This window comes from Geitlerinema sp. PCC 9228 (assembly GCF_001870905.1).
In the GTDB taxonomy this organism is placed as follows: Bacteria; Cyanobacteriota; Cyanobacteriia; order Cyanobacteriales; family PCC-9228; genus PCC-9228.
On record NZ_LNDC01000095.1, the window covers coordinates 52,624 to 67,400 of the forward strand.

Consider the following 14,777-nt stretch of genomic DNA (forward strand, 5'->3'; position numbering starts at 1 on the left):
TCAAATACCAAAAACAACCTCAATAGGCCCCTTTTTACGTATAATTACGGGCAGTTGTTCGTTTTGCCACCAACTATAAAATAGGAAAAGACCATGGCTACCTTTACCAACAGCCTCATTGCTTCTGAGGACAATGCATCTAATTCCGTATATGCAGCTAACTTCGATAGCGACAAGCCTTTAGAAGTTCTTGCTAGTTCTGGCAGCAACATTACTCTATACAATTTTAACGAAACCAATTCTAGCTGGCCGCAAGACCAACAAATTATCATTGCCAGCGATGCCAACGGTGCCAACTCCGTATTTGCTGCCGATTTAGATAGCGATAGCAATAACGATGTCCTAGTCGGATATGGCAACAAAATTGTCTGGTACGAAAACCAGCAAGACCTAGACAATCCAGACACCCCTTTTTCCGAAGAGCAAGTTATTCTTGATGGTTCTGAAACCGTTCGCTCGGTTCGTGCTGCCAACCTTGACGACGACGAGCGACTGGAAGTCATTGCAGCTCGTGGGGATACCATCTCCTGGTTTAACTTCAACGAAGGCAACCAGAGTTGGGAAGAAAACACGCTAACTGCCAACGCTCCCGAAGCCACCTCCGTATTTACTGCCAACCTCAGTGGTGGTTCTCGACCCGACATTGCTGCTGCCTCTGCTGGCGACACCACCATTCGCTGGTTTGAAAACAACGACGACGGCACCATTTCCACCACGGCAAATACAGTTTCTTCAACTTCCCAAAACGTTCAATCCATCTTTGCTGCTAACTTTGATGGCGATAGCGAAGTAGAAATTGCTGCCGCCGAGCAAAACCAAATTGCCATATACGATCTAGATGGCAACACCATCCAAGAGTTTGGTATTAACGCTCCTAACAAAGGAACAGCGGTTTTTGCCGCCGACGTAAACAGCGACAACAATCTGGATCTATTCTCGGCAGAATTTGGGGAAATCACCTTTTACGAAAATGAAGGTGGCGGCACCTTTGCCGACAAGCAGAGTGTCAGTACGGGGGTTTCCGCAGCGCAATCTCTATTCGCTGGCGATATAGATGGGGATGGTCAGGTGGATGCCGTTTCCGCATCCCTCGATTTATCTAACTTTCCATCAACGACCGGTGGCAATATCTTTTGGCATCGGAATACAAGCGGCGGCACCATTGTTAATTTAGAAACTCAAAATTCCCCTTCAGAAAGTGGCGATACCGCTACATTTACATTTTCCCGTAAGGATGCCAGCGGCAGTCCCATAACATCTGAGACTTTATCGATTAACTTTACGGTTTCGGGTAGTGCCACCTTTGGTGGGGATGAAGCAGACTATACGGTATCCCCTGACAGCGTAAATATAAATCAAGAGACCAATGAAGCTACGGTCGTCATTCCGGATGGTCAAGAAAGCGTTGATGTCACCGTTGAGCCAGAAGACGATGAAGAAGCAGAAGGCAATGAGAATGTTGTCTTCAGTCTAAGTCCCGGAAGCGGATATGCCATTGGCACCACAGGTCCCATCGTTTCGACAATTCGCGATAACGATATTGCCTACGAAGTTTCCGCGACTGGCAATATCGACGAAGGGAACAGCGAAAATACGACCAGCGAAATATTTACAATCGCGCGTACTGGTCGCACGAGTGAGGAAAGTACGGTTGATTTTAATTTTGATGGGTCGGCAAAATTAGATACAGATTTTCAAGTAGATAGTGTCAACGGCAGCGGCGTTTCTCTTGATGGGCAAAGCATTACCTTTGCCCCTGATGCGACAGAAGCAAGGTTAAACCTGGAAATTTTAGGGGATTTCGACGAAGAAGGGAATGAAGATATTCAAATCACCCTCAGCAATCCTACATCGACGACAGATACCATTCAATTCGTTCCCTTTACCGACGAAACAAAAACAGCCACGGCAACCATTCAAGGGGATGATGCTCCTGCTCTGCTATTGGAAAACAGCACGGTAAATGCCGCAGATGGGGATGGGAGTTTCGAGCTGTTGCTAGAAAGCGAACCGGAATCGGATGTTAGCGTCAGCGTTAGCGCTCCCAGCGGTAGTTCCGCCAGTCCCAGCAGCTTGACATTTACTCCTTCAGGAGGCAGCAATCCCTGGAACGAAGCCGAAACGGTTGACATTAGCTTTTCTCCAGATGACCCAGATGCTGTGGAAAATGGTCCCCGTACCTTTGAATTTACCGCCAGTTCCAGCAGCGATGACAGTAGGTACGATGGGTTAAACAGCGAACCGATTGAGATTGAAGTACCCGATTCTCCAGGTCCAGGGATTACCATTACCGAATCTGACGACAATACGGCAGTTACCGAAGGTGGCGCTACGGATTCCTACGAAATCGTTCTAGAGGCTCAACCTGCTACCAGCGTCAGTATTAACATTGATACGGATGAAGAGGTCAGCGTCTCTCCGGGCAACCTTACTTTTACCTCTGGCAATTGGGATGCTCCGAGAACGGTTACTGTGAGAGGCGTGAGCGACGGTAGCGGACCAGGAGAGGAAGATCCGGAGCATACCGGTACCATTACCCACACGGTCAATGCCGGTACTGGTTCTGCTGCGTACAATGATGTGGATGTTCCTGATGTGAGCGTCACTGTCACCGATAATCCTCAAACCAGCACCGGTGATGGTGGTGGCGGCGGCGGATCGCCTTCTTTTTCCCCTGGCAGCGGTCCGATTGTCACGTTTGTAGGAATTGAAGGAGCCAGCAGTGGTCCCGATACGCTGGTTGGTTCGGCAGAGAATGATTCGGTAGAGGCTCAAGAAGGCAACGACCAAATTTCCGGTTTGGCGGGAGACGATCGCTTATTTGGTGGTGCGGATAACGACGAAATTCAAGGGGGTGACGGCAACGACGAACTGGAAGGCGGTTTTGGTAACGATACCCTACAAGGCGAAGCTGGCGATGATGACCTCTCTGGCAACGAAGGCGACGACCTGTTGATGGGTGGTGCCGGTGACGATGTAGGTGATGGCGGTGAAGGCAACGATATTGTTATTGGCAACGACGGCAACGACCAATTAGAAAGCTTTGGCGGCAACGATGTGCTGTTTGGCAATCAAGGCAGCGATGAGTTGGATGGTGGTGAAGGTGACGACAGTGCCTTTGGTGGTCGGGATAGCGATCGCATTCGCGGCGGCAACGGCAACGATTTGCTCTTTGGCGACATCGGCAACGATAGCCTGTTTGGCGAAGGGGGAAACGATACCCTGGTTGGCAGTAATGGCAACTTAGCCACCACGGGAGAAACCCAAGAAAACGATTTCTTTGATGGTGGTGTGGGAAATGATTTCCTCATCGGCGATGGTGGTAACGATACTGCCGAAGGTGGCGATGGCAACGATGTGATTTTCGGCAATACTGGCGAAGATGAACTGCAAGGGGGAGATAACGACGATAGTATCTTTGGTGGTGCCGATCGCGATCGCGTTGTTGGAGATGCTGGCGACGACCTGCTACGGGGCGATCGCGGTGACGATAGTTTGGATGCCGGTGCTGGCGACGATACCTTAATTGGTGGCAATGGTGCCCCTGTTCCCATCAACGAAAGCGATGACGATCGCTTGGATGCCGGGGTGGGGAACGACCTGCTGTTCGGCAACGACGGCAACGATACCCTCAACGGCGATAACAACAACGACACCCTCCTCGGCGGTCAAAACGAGGACCAACTTTTTGGAGGTAATGGTGACGACCTTCTAGAGGGTCAGTTGGGCAACGATACCCTCTCTGGTGGTGCTGGCAGCGATCGCTTTGTCTTGGCTACCGGTCAAGGCAGCGACACCATTACCGATTTTGAAAGCAATAGCGATCGCTTGGTCTTAGCTGGGGATTTGGCGTTTGAAGATTTAAACATCACCCAAAGCGGCAACAACACTGTTATTGCGGTACGCGAAACCGAGGAAGTGCTTGCCACCCTTTCTGACGTTTCCCTCAGCGAAGTTACCCTAGCCGATTTTGTTTCCGACGATGCTAACAGTGCCCTGGAATAGCCCAGTTCTCCTAATTCCCTGAAAAAGAGAATTCAATATTATTTTGTAGGGGCGTTTGTGGAAAGCGCCCCTATGGGGATGTTGGGAAATTGCCAGCCATGACTACCCATGACTTTAGATCGGCACGCTGAGTGGCTGACCGTTATCCCGAGGGGAAATTTGCAACAAAAAAGGAACTGCTTTGCGGACCCACGCTTGCACGGAGGGAAATTGAGCGGCACTCTTGCCAAAACAAATATCCAGCATATCGGTATGGATAATCCCGGGATTTAGGGGAACTGCTGCCATGCCGGAAGGGAGTTCCTGAGCTAAAGCCCGCGTCATGCCTTCAATTGCCCATTTGGTGGCGCAGTAAGGAGCGACCCCTGGGGAAGCCGAACGCCCCCAGCCCGAACTAAAATTGACGATAATGCCGCTTTGACGTGCTGCCATCGCCGGCAAAAAATGACGGATCGTGTTGATGGTGCCTTTGATATTGACATCGATAACCCGATCGATTTCTGCGGTAGGTACCTGCCAGAGGGGATTGGGACGCTCGATCGAACCAGCATTGTTCACTAGCAAGTCAGGAGCGGCGAGGGAAGCTTCGCCGGTATTTGCTAATTTTCGTAACATGTTGTGCCAGGCTTGCACCTGGGTTTCGTCGGTGACATCCACAGCCGCAAACGAGTGGCGATGGTCCGTTCGCGTAGCGTCTTTGTCAGAGAAAGGACCGGTGCGGTAGGCACCATCGCCAAATTGTTCCTGCAACTGCTCGATGGCTTCAAAATTGCGAGCGCAGCCGGCTACCTGATGTCCGGCCGCTATAAATTCCTCTGCCATAGCACGACCGAGGCCGCGGCTTACACCGGTAATGACAATGTATCGGCTTTGCTTGCTCATAAATAAAATCCCAATCCCCTTGTTGGTTTAAATGTCGTACATGCGAGATTCTGCGGCTTCGGGATGCTCTTCGCAGTATTCTTCAAAAGCCGTTTTGTCAAGGCTTTCTGCCCGTTGGTGGGCGGCTTCCGCTTGCAGTTCTTCCACTACATCCCAAGCGGCTGCACAGTCAGAGGAAGTTACGCCTTTCTCGTTGCAAATCTGACGGGCATTCGCGATCGCTTCCTGGATTTGTTCTTCAAGCACCGCTTCTTTGGGATTTTCTACAAAGTCGCTTTGGTGAAGAATATCGGTAACGGAAACAATGCCCAACAAACGGTGTTGAATGACGGGAGCAGCGTGAATTCCCGAGTTGGCAAACAATCTAGCCACGTATTCAACGCCCAAATCGGGATTGACCACAATACAGGGTTTGGTCATAATTTCGTACACGCGGACTTTTTTGGGGTCCTTCCCGTAGGCGGCTACTTTATAGATGATATCCGTTTCCGTCACAATGCCATAGGCGTCCTCGTCGTGGCGGCGTTCTACCACCAACGAACGAATGGCATTTTCTTGCATGAGCTTCACGGCTTCTGCCACCGTACTGCTCCCGCGAACTGTGATGACATCTTCGGTCATGATTTGCGATGCTTTCATCATTCTATTACCTCGCTAATACATACTTCCGGATAGCTGTCAGCCAACAAACGAAACTGACTGCCTTCCAAACCATACCGTACCTGTTCGAGGATTCAGCTTTTTATTTGGCTGGCAACATTCGTTCATAGCTTGTAGCCAATTTTACGGAGAAACTCTTTTCTGGCTTTGACGTCTTCTTCCCCTTCCACTCCTTTGGGGGAAAAGCCATCAACCACCCCGACAATCCCCCTGCCTTGTTCGGTTTCGGCAATAACAAGTTGTACGGGATTGGCAGTGGCACAGTAAATCGTACAAACTTCGGGACATTGTTTGATGGCGTTGAGAACGTTAATGGGAAACGCTTCTTTGAGCAGCAGTACGAAACTGTGACCGGCTGCGATCGTTTGGGCGTTTTGAATGGCGGTTTCTTGCAGGGTTTCGTCGTTGCCTGCAGTGCGAATCAAACCGGGTCCGGAAGCTTCGCAAAAGGCCAGACCAAATTTGGCTTGGGTCGAAGTCCCCACAATGGCTTCGTAGAGGTCTTCAACGGTTTTGATAAAATGACTTTGCCCGATGATAATATTACTTCCTTCTGGAATTTCCATCGTGGCGACCTTAAGTTCCATGCTTATCCTCCCAATGTCCGCCTCTTTCGGAGTCCGAAATTTATGGTATCGCGCTTGGCAGAAGCGATCGCAAAATTTTGTCTTTTTTTCCGAAAATGGTTCGCTACTGCGCGGGAATCCAACGTTCGAGACAATCGACCTTCCCCAAGCCAACGAATTCTAGGCTAACATCAAAAGTTCCGGTTTTAAAAGCATGACCGAACCAAAGAAAATCATAAACAAACCGCTAGCCAGTTTTAAAAGTCGTCCTTGGCGTTCGCTCATTCGAGCCGATTGAAAAGAATAAATGAAATTGCCCAAAATAGCCAGTAACGGTAGGATATATATTATACCATAAAATCCGGTCCATACCCCCCAACAAAGCCAACTATTTTCCTGACAGTAATTCAGCAGAGCCGCCATGTAAGCAGTTGGCAAAATCGCCGTACATCCCAACTCAATGGTATTGACAAATAAAGCCAGCAGAATGGTCCCCGCTAGAGCAGAAAGAAAGGCAAAAGAATGGACTTTACTTCCTTGCAATTTGCGAACAATGCTACTAGCTTTTTTGCTAAAAGTACGCTGGTTGGACTCGGAAATAGAAAGGGAAACCCCTTGCTTGAAGAAAAAGTAATCTTTAATATTGATAGCACCGGCAATGAGGAGAAAAACACCCAAAAATAGCAAAAAGAGCGATCCCCATCTTTCCCAAAAGACCGAACCAACAGCAACCATCAACATGATAAATGCAAAATAAACAATGGCAGATGTGGCGATAAAAGTCGTTCCTACAATAGCCATATCCCGCCGATTTTTGGTGTAGGTAAGCAAGGAGAGCAAGACGATAAGAACGGTAAACGCGCAAGGGTTGAAGCCATCAGCTAGGGCAATGGTAAAAACAAATAAAGGAAATGGCAATCCTTGAGCAGCTTCTTTAATGAGAGCGTCGGGGGTAAAAGCCACTCCTAAAAAAAGCGTTACAATTATGGTAGCGATCGCGCCGGCAAGCCAAGCTCGACGCCCAGACTCCTGGCGTACTTGAGAACCCAACAAAGGATAGCTGCACAAATAGACAGCCGGTAGGAGCAAAATGGACCAGGGGAATGATTTTGCAGGTGGTTTGACTTCTCCCGTTACTGATAAAGAAATGGTAATTCCGACTTCTTTTTCAATGGCTTTGATAATTTGATTGCGATAGCCAACAAAACCAGAATAGGCTTGATTGTATTCTAAGGGACCTTCCCGTTCGCTATAGCCGATAAAACTGCGATCGCCGACAACCGTTCTGGGAACGGCACCAGTCGAAATACCTCTTTGGCGGCGAAACTCTTGCCAGCGTTTTGGTTGGGAATGAACTTCAATAAAAAGAACATTTACTTCTGGATACTGTTGGTCAATAGACCTAAGGAGGGGCTTTTCTTTCGCACAATGGGGACAAGTATCGCTGTAAAAAAAGTGGACATCAACAGTTTCGTTGCTAGCGAAAACGGGAGACATATCAGCTACAGGAAGCAGCCAAAATGTAACCAAAGCCAAACCAGCAAGTAGGAATTTTTTATAGCCAGCAATAGCCTGCATGGGTATCATCTGTTTTACAGCACTCCTAAAAAGCAATTCTCATACCAAATCCGAGATGGGGAAACCACAATTTTTCTGTAGGGGCAACCCCGGTGTGGTTGCTCTTTTTTTGTAGAATAGAAGGGCATTCCCTCTACATTGTTGTGGGTTTCGGATCAAAGCCAGAATTCAAATAGCGATCGCCTCTCTGGCTGTAGAAAAAAAACGGCAAGATAGTCATCTCCAAAGAATTCCATCCCTACTATAGGAACGCCAGCGCCGCTGGTTTGCCAGTATTGGGAAGCCTCTCCAATCTATTGTAAGAATTCCTACTTAAGAATTCCCGGACAACGGTGATTTACATTTTGTTATCAATCCACCTTGGTGATGGCAAGCTACCCGTTTTCCTGGATTTATCGGCGTACCGAACCTTCGATAGACTACAATAACGATGCTGCAGCCATGCTGGTGTGAGGTCCTTCGTGACACTATCCGAACTTGTTTTGCTCCTGGTGACCGTCTCCATTGGTACAGCCGGGCAATTTTTGCTGAAGCTCGGTGCTTTAAAACTTGCAGGTGTGGAAGCTTCCAGCTTCCTGGGCAAAATTATTGGTATTGCCACCATTCCCGAAATTATCACCGGCTTAATGTGCTACGGTTTGGGTGCTGTGGGATATATTCTGCTACTTTCCCGCATTAAGCTCAGTATTGTCGGTCCTTCCATTGCCCTGGGATACGTCTTATCCGTGGTTGTTGGCCATTTTGCCTTCCGCGAGCAAATTCCTTTTAGCCGTCTGGTGGGGGTAGGCTTGATTGTCTGTGGTGTCATTTTGGTGGTTTGGGAACGATAAGAGCTCAAAGAGAAAAATAAAAATTGGCCGCAAGTAGCAAACTGGTAGAAAATATTGCCGAAACATGATGCGATCGGTTAAAAAAACTTAAGTCTGCTCGGAGGAACGATTTTTTTCCGCTAGGATAGGGGCAAATATTGCTTTTTGGTTTCCCCTCAGAATGGTTTCCCCCGGTAGCGGTTTTGCGACCCTGGCGAGATAACCGTTTGAGCATTACCAACAAGCAACACGGTTTCCCTTTTGTGCAATCAAAAATTCCCATGACACCTCAACCGATACAGAAAGACAAATTTCGCGCACCTTTTTCCCAAGATGATTTTGCTGCTGCCTTGGAAGAACAAAACTTTGCTTTTCAGAAAGGGCAAGCGATTGAAGGTACAGTCTTCCAACATTTAGCAGAAGGAGCTTATGTGGATATCGGCGGCAAAGCACCAGCCTTCATCCCGTTGCGGGAAGCTTCTTTAGCCCCTGTCGAGGATTTAAGCGAAGTTTTGCCCTTGCAGGAGAAACGAGAATTTCTCATCATTCGCGAGGAAAACCACGAAGGTCAAGTGACGCTCTCCGTTCGACAGTTGGAAATCCAACAAGCCTGGGAAGAACTGCAGCAAATGTATGAGGAAGGCAAGTCGTTGGATGTAGAGGTCACGGGAGTCAACAAAGGTGGCGTCACTGTTTCCTGCCTGTGTTTGCGAGGATTTATTCCGCGATCGCATTTGCTGGATCGGAGCGATTTAGATGCCTTAGTGGGAACCAGGCTTACGGTTAACTTCCTGGAACTCGACCCCGAAAACCGCAAGCTGGTGCTTTCCCAGAAAAAAGCAGTACAAGACACGCAGTTTAGCCAACTGGAAGTGGGTCAGCTGGTACAAGGGAAGGTATCTGGCATTAAACCTTTCGGTGTCTTTGTGGATCTCGACGGGATTACTGGTTTGCTGCATATCAAACAGGTTAGCCAAAATTTCGTCGATTCAATTGCGGATGTTTTTACGGTTGACCAACCCATCGCAGCTATGGTTATTCACCTAGATGCGACGAAAAACCGCATTTCCCTGTCTACCAAGTTGTTGGAAAATTATCCGGGTGAAATTTTAGAGAATATGGCAGAAGTCATGGCTTCGGCGGAAGCACGAGCGGAACGGGCTCGCAAAAAACACGATTTTGCGTAAGAAGCACGTTTCGAGCAATTGTAGCAAGATTTTGTAGGTAGCGATCGCGTTGCTCGTGGATGGGACAGGAGAACATGGGTTACAGGCGTCCTTCGTGGTAGCATTTGATGCTGCTGCAGGTAGCTGGTACCATTGTTTTTATGGTTTTTCTCTGGATATAGCCACCAGCGCGATCGCTATTGATTTGTCTGCTGCCTTTTCTGACAGCTCCTCGCTACGAGTGCCTCCGGGCAGGTAGGCAACAAAAAAAAGGGTACGCTGGCTAACGTACCCCTAGGTTTGGTTTCGTTACAACATCAAAGCTACATGCGAGGAGCGAAACCCTAAAATATTATTTTAACGGACTGTTCCCAGTCTGGCATCTGCATTAATCGGTTGCATGAAGTATAACCGCAAAAATTGCCAGCCATTGGAGGCGTATAATGGCAGTTTCCGGAGGAATTTCGAGAATTTGGGAGCATTGGATTTCTCGATTTCCGCTAGTTTGGCATTGTTTTCTACGCAAACATCCAAACTGCCATAGAAAGCCGGATGGTCAACGTTGAGAATTTCGGGAAATACGCGACCGGCGGTATCGTTGGTCCGACGAATGACATACTTATTGTATTCTTTGGCGTCGAGACCCAGTGCCTCGTAGAAACCAGCTCTTTGCTGGTCGTTTAGATACATGGTGCCAAACACCGCTACCAAGAAAAAGCGGCACCACAAACGCGCCTGTGGACCACGCAACACCTGCGGTTGGGAACGCATCAGGGCATCGAAAAAGTCGCCGTGGCGGTTTTCATCTTGACACCAGCCGCCAAACAACCGGAATAGGGGATAAAAACGGTTTTCTGGATGTTTTTCCAGGTGGCGATAGATGGTGATATAGCGCCAGTAGCCGATTTTTTCTGACAGGTAGGTGGCGTAGAAAATAAATTTGGGTTGGAAGAAGGTGTATTTCCGCTGTTTGGTCAAGAAGCCCAAATCCAAAGCCAGGTTAAAGTCGGACATGGATTTGTTCAGGAATCCGGCATGGCGCGCTTCATCCCGCGACATGAGGGTAAAGCATTCGGCGAGGATGGGATTTTTCTCCCGCAGACGCCTGCCTAGTTCTTTGTACAGCAGGAAGCCGGAAAATTCGGCAGTGCAGGAACGTTCGAGGAATTCCACGAACAAACGCTTGGTTTCTGGATCGACTTTTTCTTCCCAGGCTTGGTCGAACTCTTCGTCGCGAACGAAATGGTGGCGGTTGTAGTCGGCACGAAACTCTTCGAGAATGGCGCGCAGTTCCTCCTCGTTGGGAGAGAGGTTCATTTTCGCCATTTTATCGAAGTCGGTGGTGTAAAAGCGCGGGGTTAGTAGGGTTTCTTTTGCCGGGGCTTTCACGCCCGGTTTCATTTCTTCAAAAGATTTTTCGGCGGTCTGTGTCATACGTTGATCTCGCTTTTAATTGCTATAAAGGACGCGATCGCACTACAAAAAACAAACCCATCTCCAGCCAGGCTACTCGATGGGAAAAATGAAAACTAGGTTTATTTATTTCTCAGTTTAGCAGCGAGTTTTGGCTAGCCAAGGGGAATTCATGTTAAGACTTGTAACTTTATGTATAGTTAAGTAAAATTTTGAGGAGGCTCGTTATCAGTTTTTAGGCTGGTGGCGAACCGCTCTGGTTTTGCTGGCGATAGGCATCTTCGATTTCCTGACGTCGCTGGCGCAGGCGGATATCTTCCATTAGTTTGCGGTTGGCAGCCAGCAAATCGGCTACTAAACCAAAAATCCAAAACTGCACGCCGATGAGGATTAAAATGGTGGCTAGAATTAAGCTGGGAATGCGGGTGCGTTCGGTTCCCATTAGGAAATACACCAACCACCGCACCCCCAAGGCAAACCCCATGCTAAACGGAATGCTGCCGAAGAACAGAAAAAACCGTAGGGGTTTGTAGAGCATGAAGATGCGTAAAATGGTGAAAAGCGATCGCTGTACGTAAGAAAAAATACTTTTGACCAACCGCGACGGACGTAACATGGGGTTGGTACCTACAGGAACCGAGGTAACGGCGATGCCATTTTGACCGGCTTGGATGATGGTTTCTAAGGTATAGGTATATTGGTTGAATACGTTCAAGCGGATGGCGGCTTCGCGGCTAAAGGCACGAAAACCGCTTGGCGCATCGGGAACGGTGGTATTGCTGGCCAAACGAACGGCCCAACTGCCCAATTTTTGCAGTATTTTTTTAATGGGGGAAAATTCCTGGATATCGCTAATGGGTCGCGCGCCAACCACCATATCGGCTTTTCCCCGCAGGATGGGTTCGATGAGTTTGGGAATGTCTTCGCCACGGTATTGGTTATCGGCATCGGTGTTGACGATAATATCGGCACCAGCTTTTAAGGCGGCATCCACGCCTGCCATGAAGCCTCTGGCTAAGCCTTGGTTGTAGGGAAGCTGGACGATGTGGTCTACGTTATGCTCTTTAGCAACTTCCACCGTGCGATCGCTGCTACCATCGTCTATAATCAACCATTCCACGGTATCGATGCCTGGTACCTGGCGCGGTAGCGTTTCTAGGGTTAAACCTAGGGTTTGTTCTTCGTTGTAACAGGGAATTTGGATAATGAGTTTGGTCATGAGTTCCCCCGCAATGTGTTGTTTGGGTATAGCTAGGTCGTACCAACGAATACAAGTTGCCAGCTAAGGGTCAAACCGTCTAGCTACCGTTATCATAAACCCAAATGCACAAGCTGCTAGAAATCGCTCGGCTAGAATTGGTTATAGGCGCGCCAAAATTCTGAATGTCAAACCACCCCTAAAAATATTGACTTTGGATAACTTCGCGAACGAGCAAAGAAAATACTTAATTAGGAGGAAGGGAACGAACTTCCCGAAAACCATCGGAAAATTTCCAAATCGTTCCCGAAAAACGAAATATTAATTTCCTGCTTGTCGAGCTGCATTTTTACAGAGGTTGGCTGGCAAGCAGTGATAGTAAAGATATTAATTTTTGATAAAAAGGTTCAAGTTTGCCGAATTATTATTGTAAACTAAACAACGAGGTAGTAACAAAGACAAATTGGATGGGATTTTAGGTTGAGATCCGATCGATTAACTTAACAATCACGTTAAACATGACCAATTTTCTGGAGTACTTTAGCCGGTTCGTAGGATAGCAACAATCGCTCCGAGTATGGAAAATAAATATGGAAGTAAGAAAAAAAAGTATTTAATTGGTTTAAAAAAGTATTGTAGGCATCTTCAACTGCATTAATATAAATGTTACCCCTTGGATATAGACAATAGAAGCAAGTTGTTCTTGAAGGAGGATACAAATGGAAGAAACTATACGCATAGGTATTTCTTATAAAATCTCTTGGAAAAACCCAGTTCCTATGAGAGTTCAAAACTTTTATTATTCTTTAAAACATAAAGCCATATCTTATTTAGGAACGGAGAAATCAAACGGCAAGGTATTCTGTATTGGGTATAATAAAACGGGAACAACAAGCTTGGGAAGAGCTTTAGAAATGTTGGGATACAACAATAGTAGTTTTAACAAAAATATATTTGAAGACTACAAAAATGGAAAAATTCTAAACGTTTTAAAGTATACAGCCAAATTTGACTCCTGTGACGATCTACCTTGGCTGAAGGAAGATATGATTCCTATATTAGACCAAGTGTTTCCAGGGAGTAAATTCATCTACCTCAAAAGAAACGAAGAATCCTGGTTGAAATCCTACCAGAATTGGAGGCTACAAAGTTTCAACGAGCATATAGATCCAGAAAGAGCTTTAGAGGATTTTAGAAAACATAAAGATTTTGTTTTTCAGTATTTTAGCAACCGACCGGCTGAAGATTTTTTAGCTGTTGATATTGGGGATCCGGAAGGGTTTCAGAAAGTAGCACATTTTCTAAACAAAACAACTGAACGCAAAAGATTTCCACGTTTTAATAGAGGCAAATACCAAGAGTAAATCGGCGCTCCCCTCGTTTCTAGACATTGAGCAATGTTCAAAATATTTAGGGTTCGATACAACCTTCTGCTTCGTCTCTACGAAGGGTACCGAGGAGACTGGAAATAAAAATACATTGTTTTGGTTGGCTTTTATTTTTATGTCCCAGGGTAATACGACCCAACCGTCCTCCAATTGTTCCTTTATGGGTAAACTTTACACAATAAAAATTATTACAAGTACTCTTACTAGTTGAAAGCGTTGTATTATCAGTGTCAATTTCTAAAAATTCTGCATCGGCAGTTAGCGCTTGCCATAGGGGATCGGCACTAGAACGATGAACTGCATATTCTACCCGACTATTATTTTCTCGAAAGCTAACGAGCCAATCGCGTTTTTCTCGTTTAGCGTTAAACTTGGCACGCCGAAAGGCCTGATAGGCTTGAGCTTGGGCTCTACTAACCCGTTGTTGGATTAGTAGATTCTGCCAGCTAGGAATTGCGATCGCGGCAAATATGCCAATGAGAACAACGGCAACCAATGCTTCCACAAGGGAAAAACCAGAAGAAGTAGATAGCTTTGATGGCAAAAAACGCATTGTTCTTAATTCCCAATAAAATATTTTTTAAGAGAATTTTATAAAATTTTGTTTTTCTAGGGAGAGGGAGAGCAGCTACTATCTCCCTTATCCCTATGAAGAGCCCCCAATTTCGTGGTTATAAAAACACAGTATACTGGAGACGACTGTTCCTTGGGTTTAAAAGTAATGCGAGGTAGATTCTCTTCATCAATATCGTCCGATACGATACCATCGTGTTGAAATTCTATATTATTGCTCGATAGATTAGTTCTGCTATCATCGATCGCTATTTTTTCGGCATCGTTGGTTAGCTCTCGCCAAGAGGCAGTAGCATCAGAGTTATGTACGGAATATTCCACTTGACCGCTGTTGGTCCGAAATTCAACTTCCCAACTGCGTTTTTCTCGCTGAGCGTTGAAGCGTGCTTCCCGAAAAGCTTGATAAGCTTCTTCCTGCGCTCTACTGACACGCTGGTTACTCATCAGTCGCATCCAACTAGGTACTGCGATCGCGGCAAGAATACCAATGATAACAACGGCAACGAGAACTTCTACCATTGTAAAACCCGCCAAGGCGG

Annotated in this window: 12 protein-coding genes; 4 read left to right on the plus strand and 8 right to left on the minus strand. The window is 46.9% G+C overall.

Annotated features, from left to right (window positions below):
* Positions 1 to 93 precede the first annotated feature (93 nt).
* Positions 94 to 4,005 (plus strand): FG-GAP-like repeat-containing protein, encoded by a 3,912-nt coding sequence (locus AS151_RS08635; protein ID WP_071516641.1) that lies wholly within the window; start codon positions 94 to 96, stop codon positions 4,003 to 4,005.
* A 114-nt stretch (positions 4,006 to 4,119) separates the two neighbouring features.
* Here the strand turns inward: AS151_RS08635 and AS151_RS08640 are convergent, their stop codons facing one another.
* From AS151_RS08640 to AS151_RS08655, 4 genes are all read right to left on the minus strand, one after another.
* Complete coding sequence (locus AS151_RS08640; RefSeq protein WP_071516642.1) at positions 4,120 to 4,887, minus strand: SDR family oxidoreductase; 768 nt, start codon at positions 4,885 to 4,887, stop codon at positions 4,120 to 4,122.
* 27 nt (positions 4,888 to 4,914) lie between these two features.
* Positions 4,915 to 5,529, minus strand: coding sequence for a CP12 domain-containing protein (locus AS151_RS08645; protein WP_071516643.1), 615 nt, complete (start codon positions 5,527 to 5,529; stop codon positions 4,915 to 4,917).
* Between the two features lie 122 nt (positions 5,530 to 5,651).
* Complete coding sequence (locus tag AS151_RS08650) at positions 5,652 to 6,134, minus strand: adenosine-specific kinase (protein WP_071516644.1); 483 nt, start codon at positions 6,132 to 6,134, stop codon at positions 5,652 to 5,654.
* A 159-nt stretch (positions 6,135 to 6,293) separates the two neighbouring features.
* Positions 6,294 to 7,700 carry a glutaredoxin family protein gene (locus AS151_RS08655; protein WP_244532952.1) on the minus strand — a complete coding sequence of 469 codons (1,407 nt, stop codon included), beginning with the start codon at positions 7,698 to 7,700 and terminating at the stop codon, positions 6,294 to 6,296.
* Between the two features lie 452 nt (positions 7,701 to 8,152).
* Between AS151_RS08655 and AS151_RS08660 the strand changes: the two genes are divergently transcribed.
* Entirely contained in the window at positions 8,153 to 8,521 is a 369-nt protein-coding gene (locus AS151_RS08660) for an EamA family transporter (protein ID WP_071516646.1), read from the plus strand.
* A 260-nt stretch (positions 8,522 to 8,781) separates the two neighbouring features.
* The gene (locus AS151_RS08665; RefSeq protein ID WP_071516699.1) at positions 8,782 to 9,687 is read left to right on the plus strand and encodes a S1 RNA-binding domain-containing protein; all 906 of its coding nucleotides are present in this window, start codon (positions 8,782 to 8,784) and stop codon (positions 9,685 to 9,687) included.
* A 336-nt stretch (positions 9,688 to 10,023) separates the two neighbouring features.
* Here the strand turns inward: AS151_RS08665 and acsF are convergent, their stop codons facing one another.
* Positions 10,024 to 11,100, minus strand: a complete 1,077-nt coding sequence (acsF, locus tag AS151_RS08670) for a magnesium-protoporphyrin IX monomethyl ester (oxidative) cyclase (RefSeq protein ID WP_071516647.1) — start codon at positions 11,098 to 11,100, stop codon at positions 10,024 to 10,026.
* A 214-nt stretch (positions 11,101 to 11,314) separates the two neighbouring features.
* Entirely contained in the window at positions 11,315 to 12,298 is a 984-nt protein-coding gene (locus AS151_RS08675; RefSeq protein ID WP_084639467.1) for a glycosyltransferase family 2 protein, read from the minus strand.
* Between the two features lie 698 nt (positions 12,299 to 12,996).
* Between AS151_RS08675 and AS151_RS08680 the strand changes: the two genes are divergently transcribed.
* A complete protein-coding gene (locus AS151_RS08680) occupies positions 12,997 to 13,641 on the plus strand; it encodes a sulfotransferase (protein WP_071516649.1) in 645 nt (214 codons plus the stop codon).
* 46 nt (positions 13,642 to 13,687) lie between these two features.
* On the opposite strand, the gene AS151_RS08685 is transcribed toward AS151_RS08680, so the two are convergent.
* Both AS151_RS08685 and AS151_RS08690 read right to left on the minus strand, forming a co-directional pair.
* Positions 13,688 to 14,218 (minus strand): prepilin-type N-terminal cleavage/methylation domain-containing protein, encoded by a 531-nt coding sequence (locus AS151_RS08685; RefSeq protein WP_071516650.1) that lies wholly within the window; start codon positions 14,216 to 14,218, stop codon positions 13,688 to 13,690.
* A 56-nt stretch (positions 14,219 to 14,274) separates the two neighbouring features.
* Positions 14,275 to 14,772: a type II secretion system protein gene (locus AS151_RS08690; protein WP_170861351.1), complete on the minus strand. Its 498-nt coding sequence runs from the start codon at positions 14,770 to 14,772 to the stop codon at positions 14,275 to 14,277.
* Between the last annotated feature and the right edge of the window lie 5 nt (positions 14,773 to 14,777).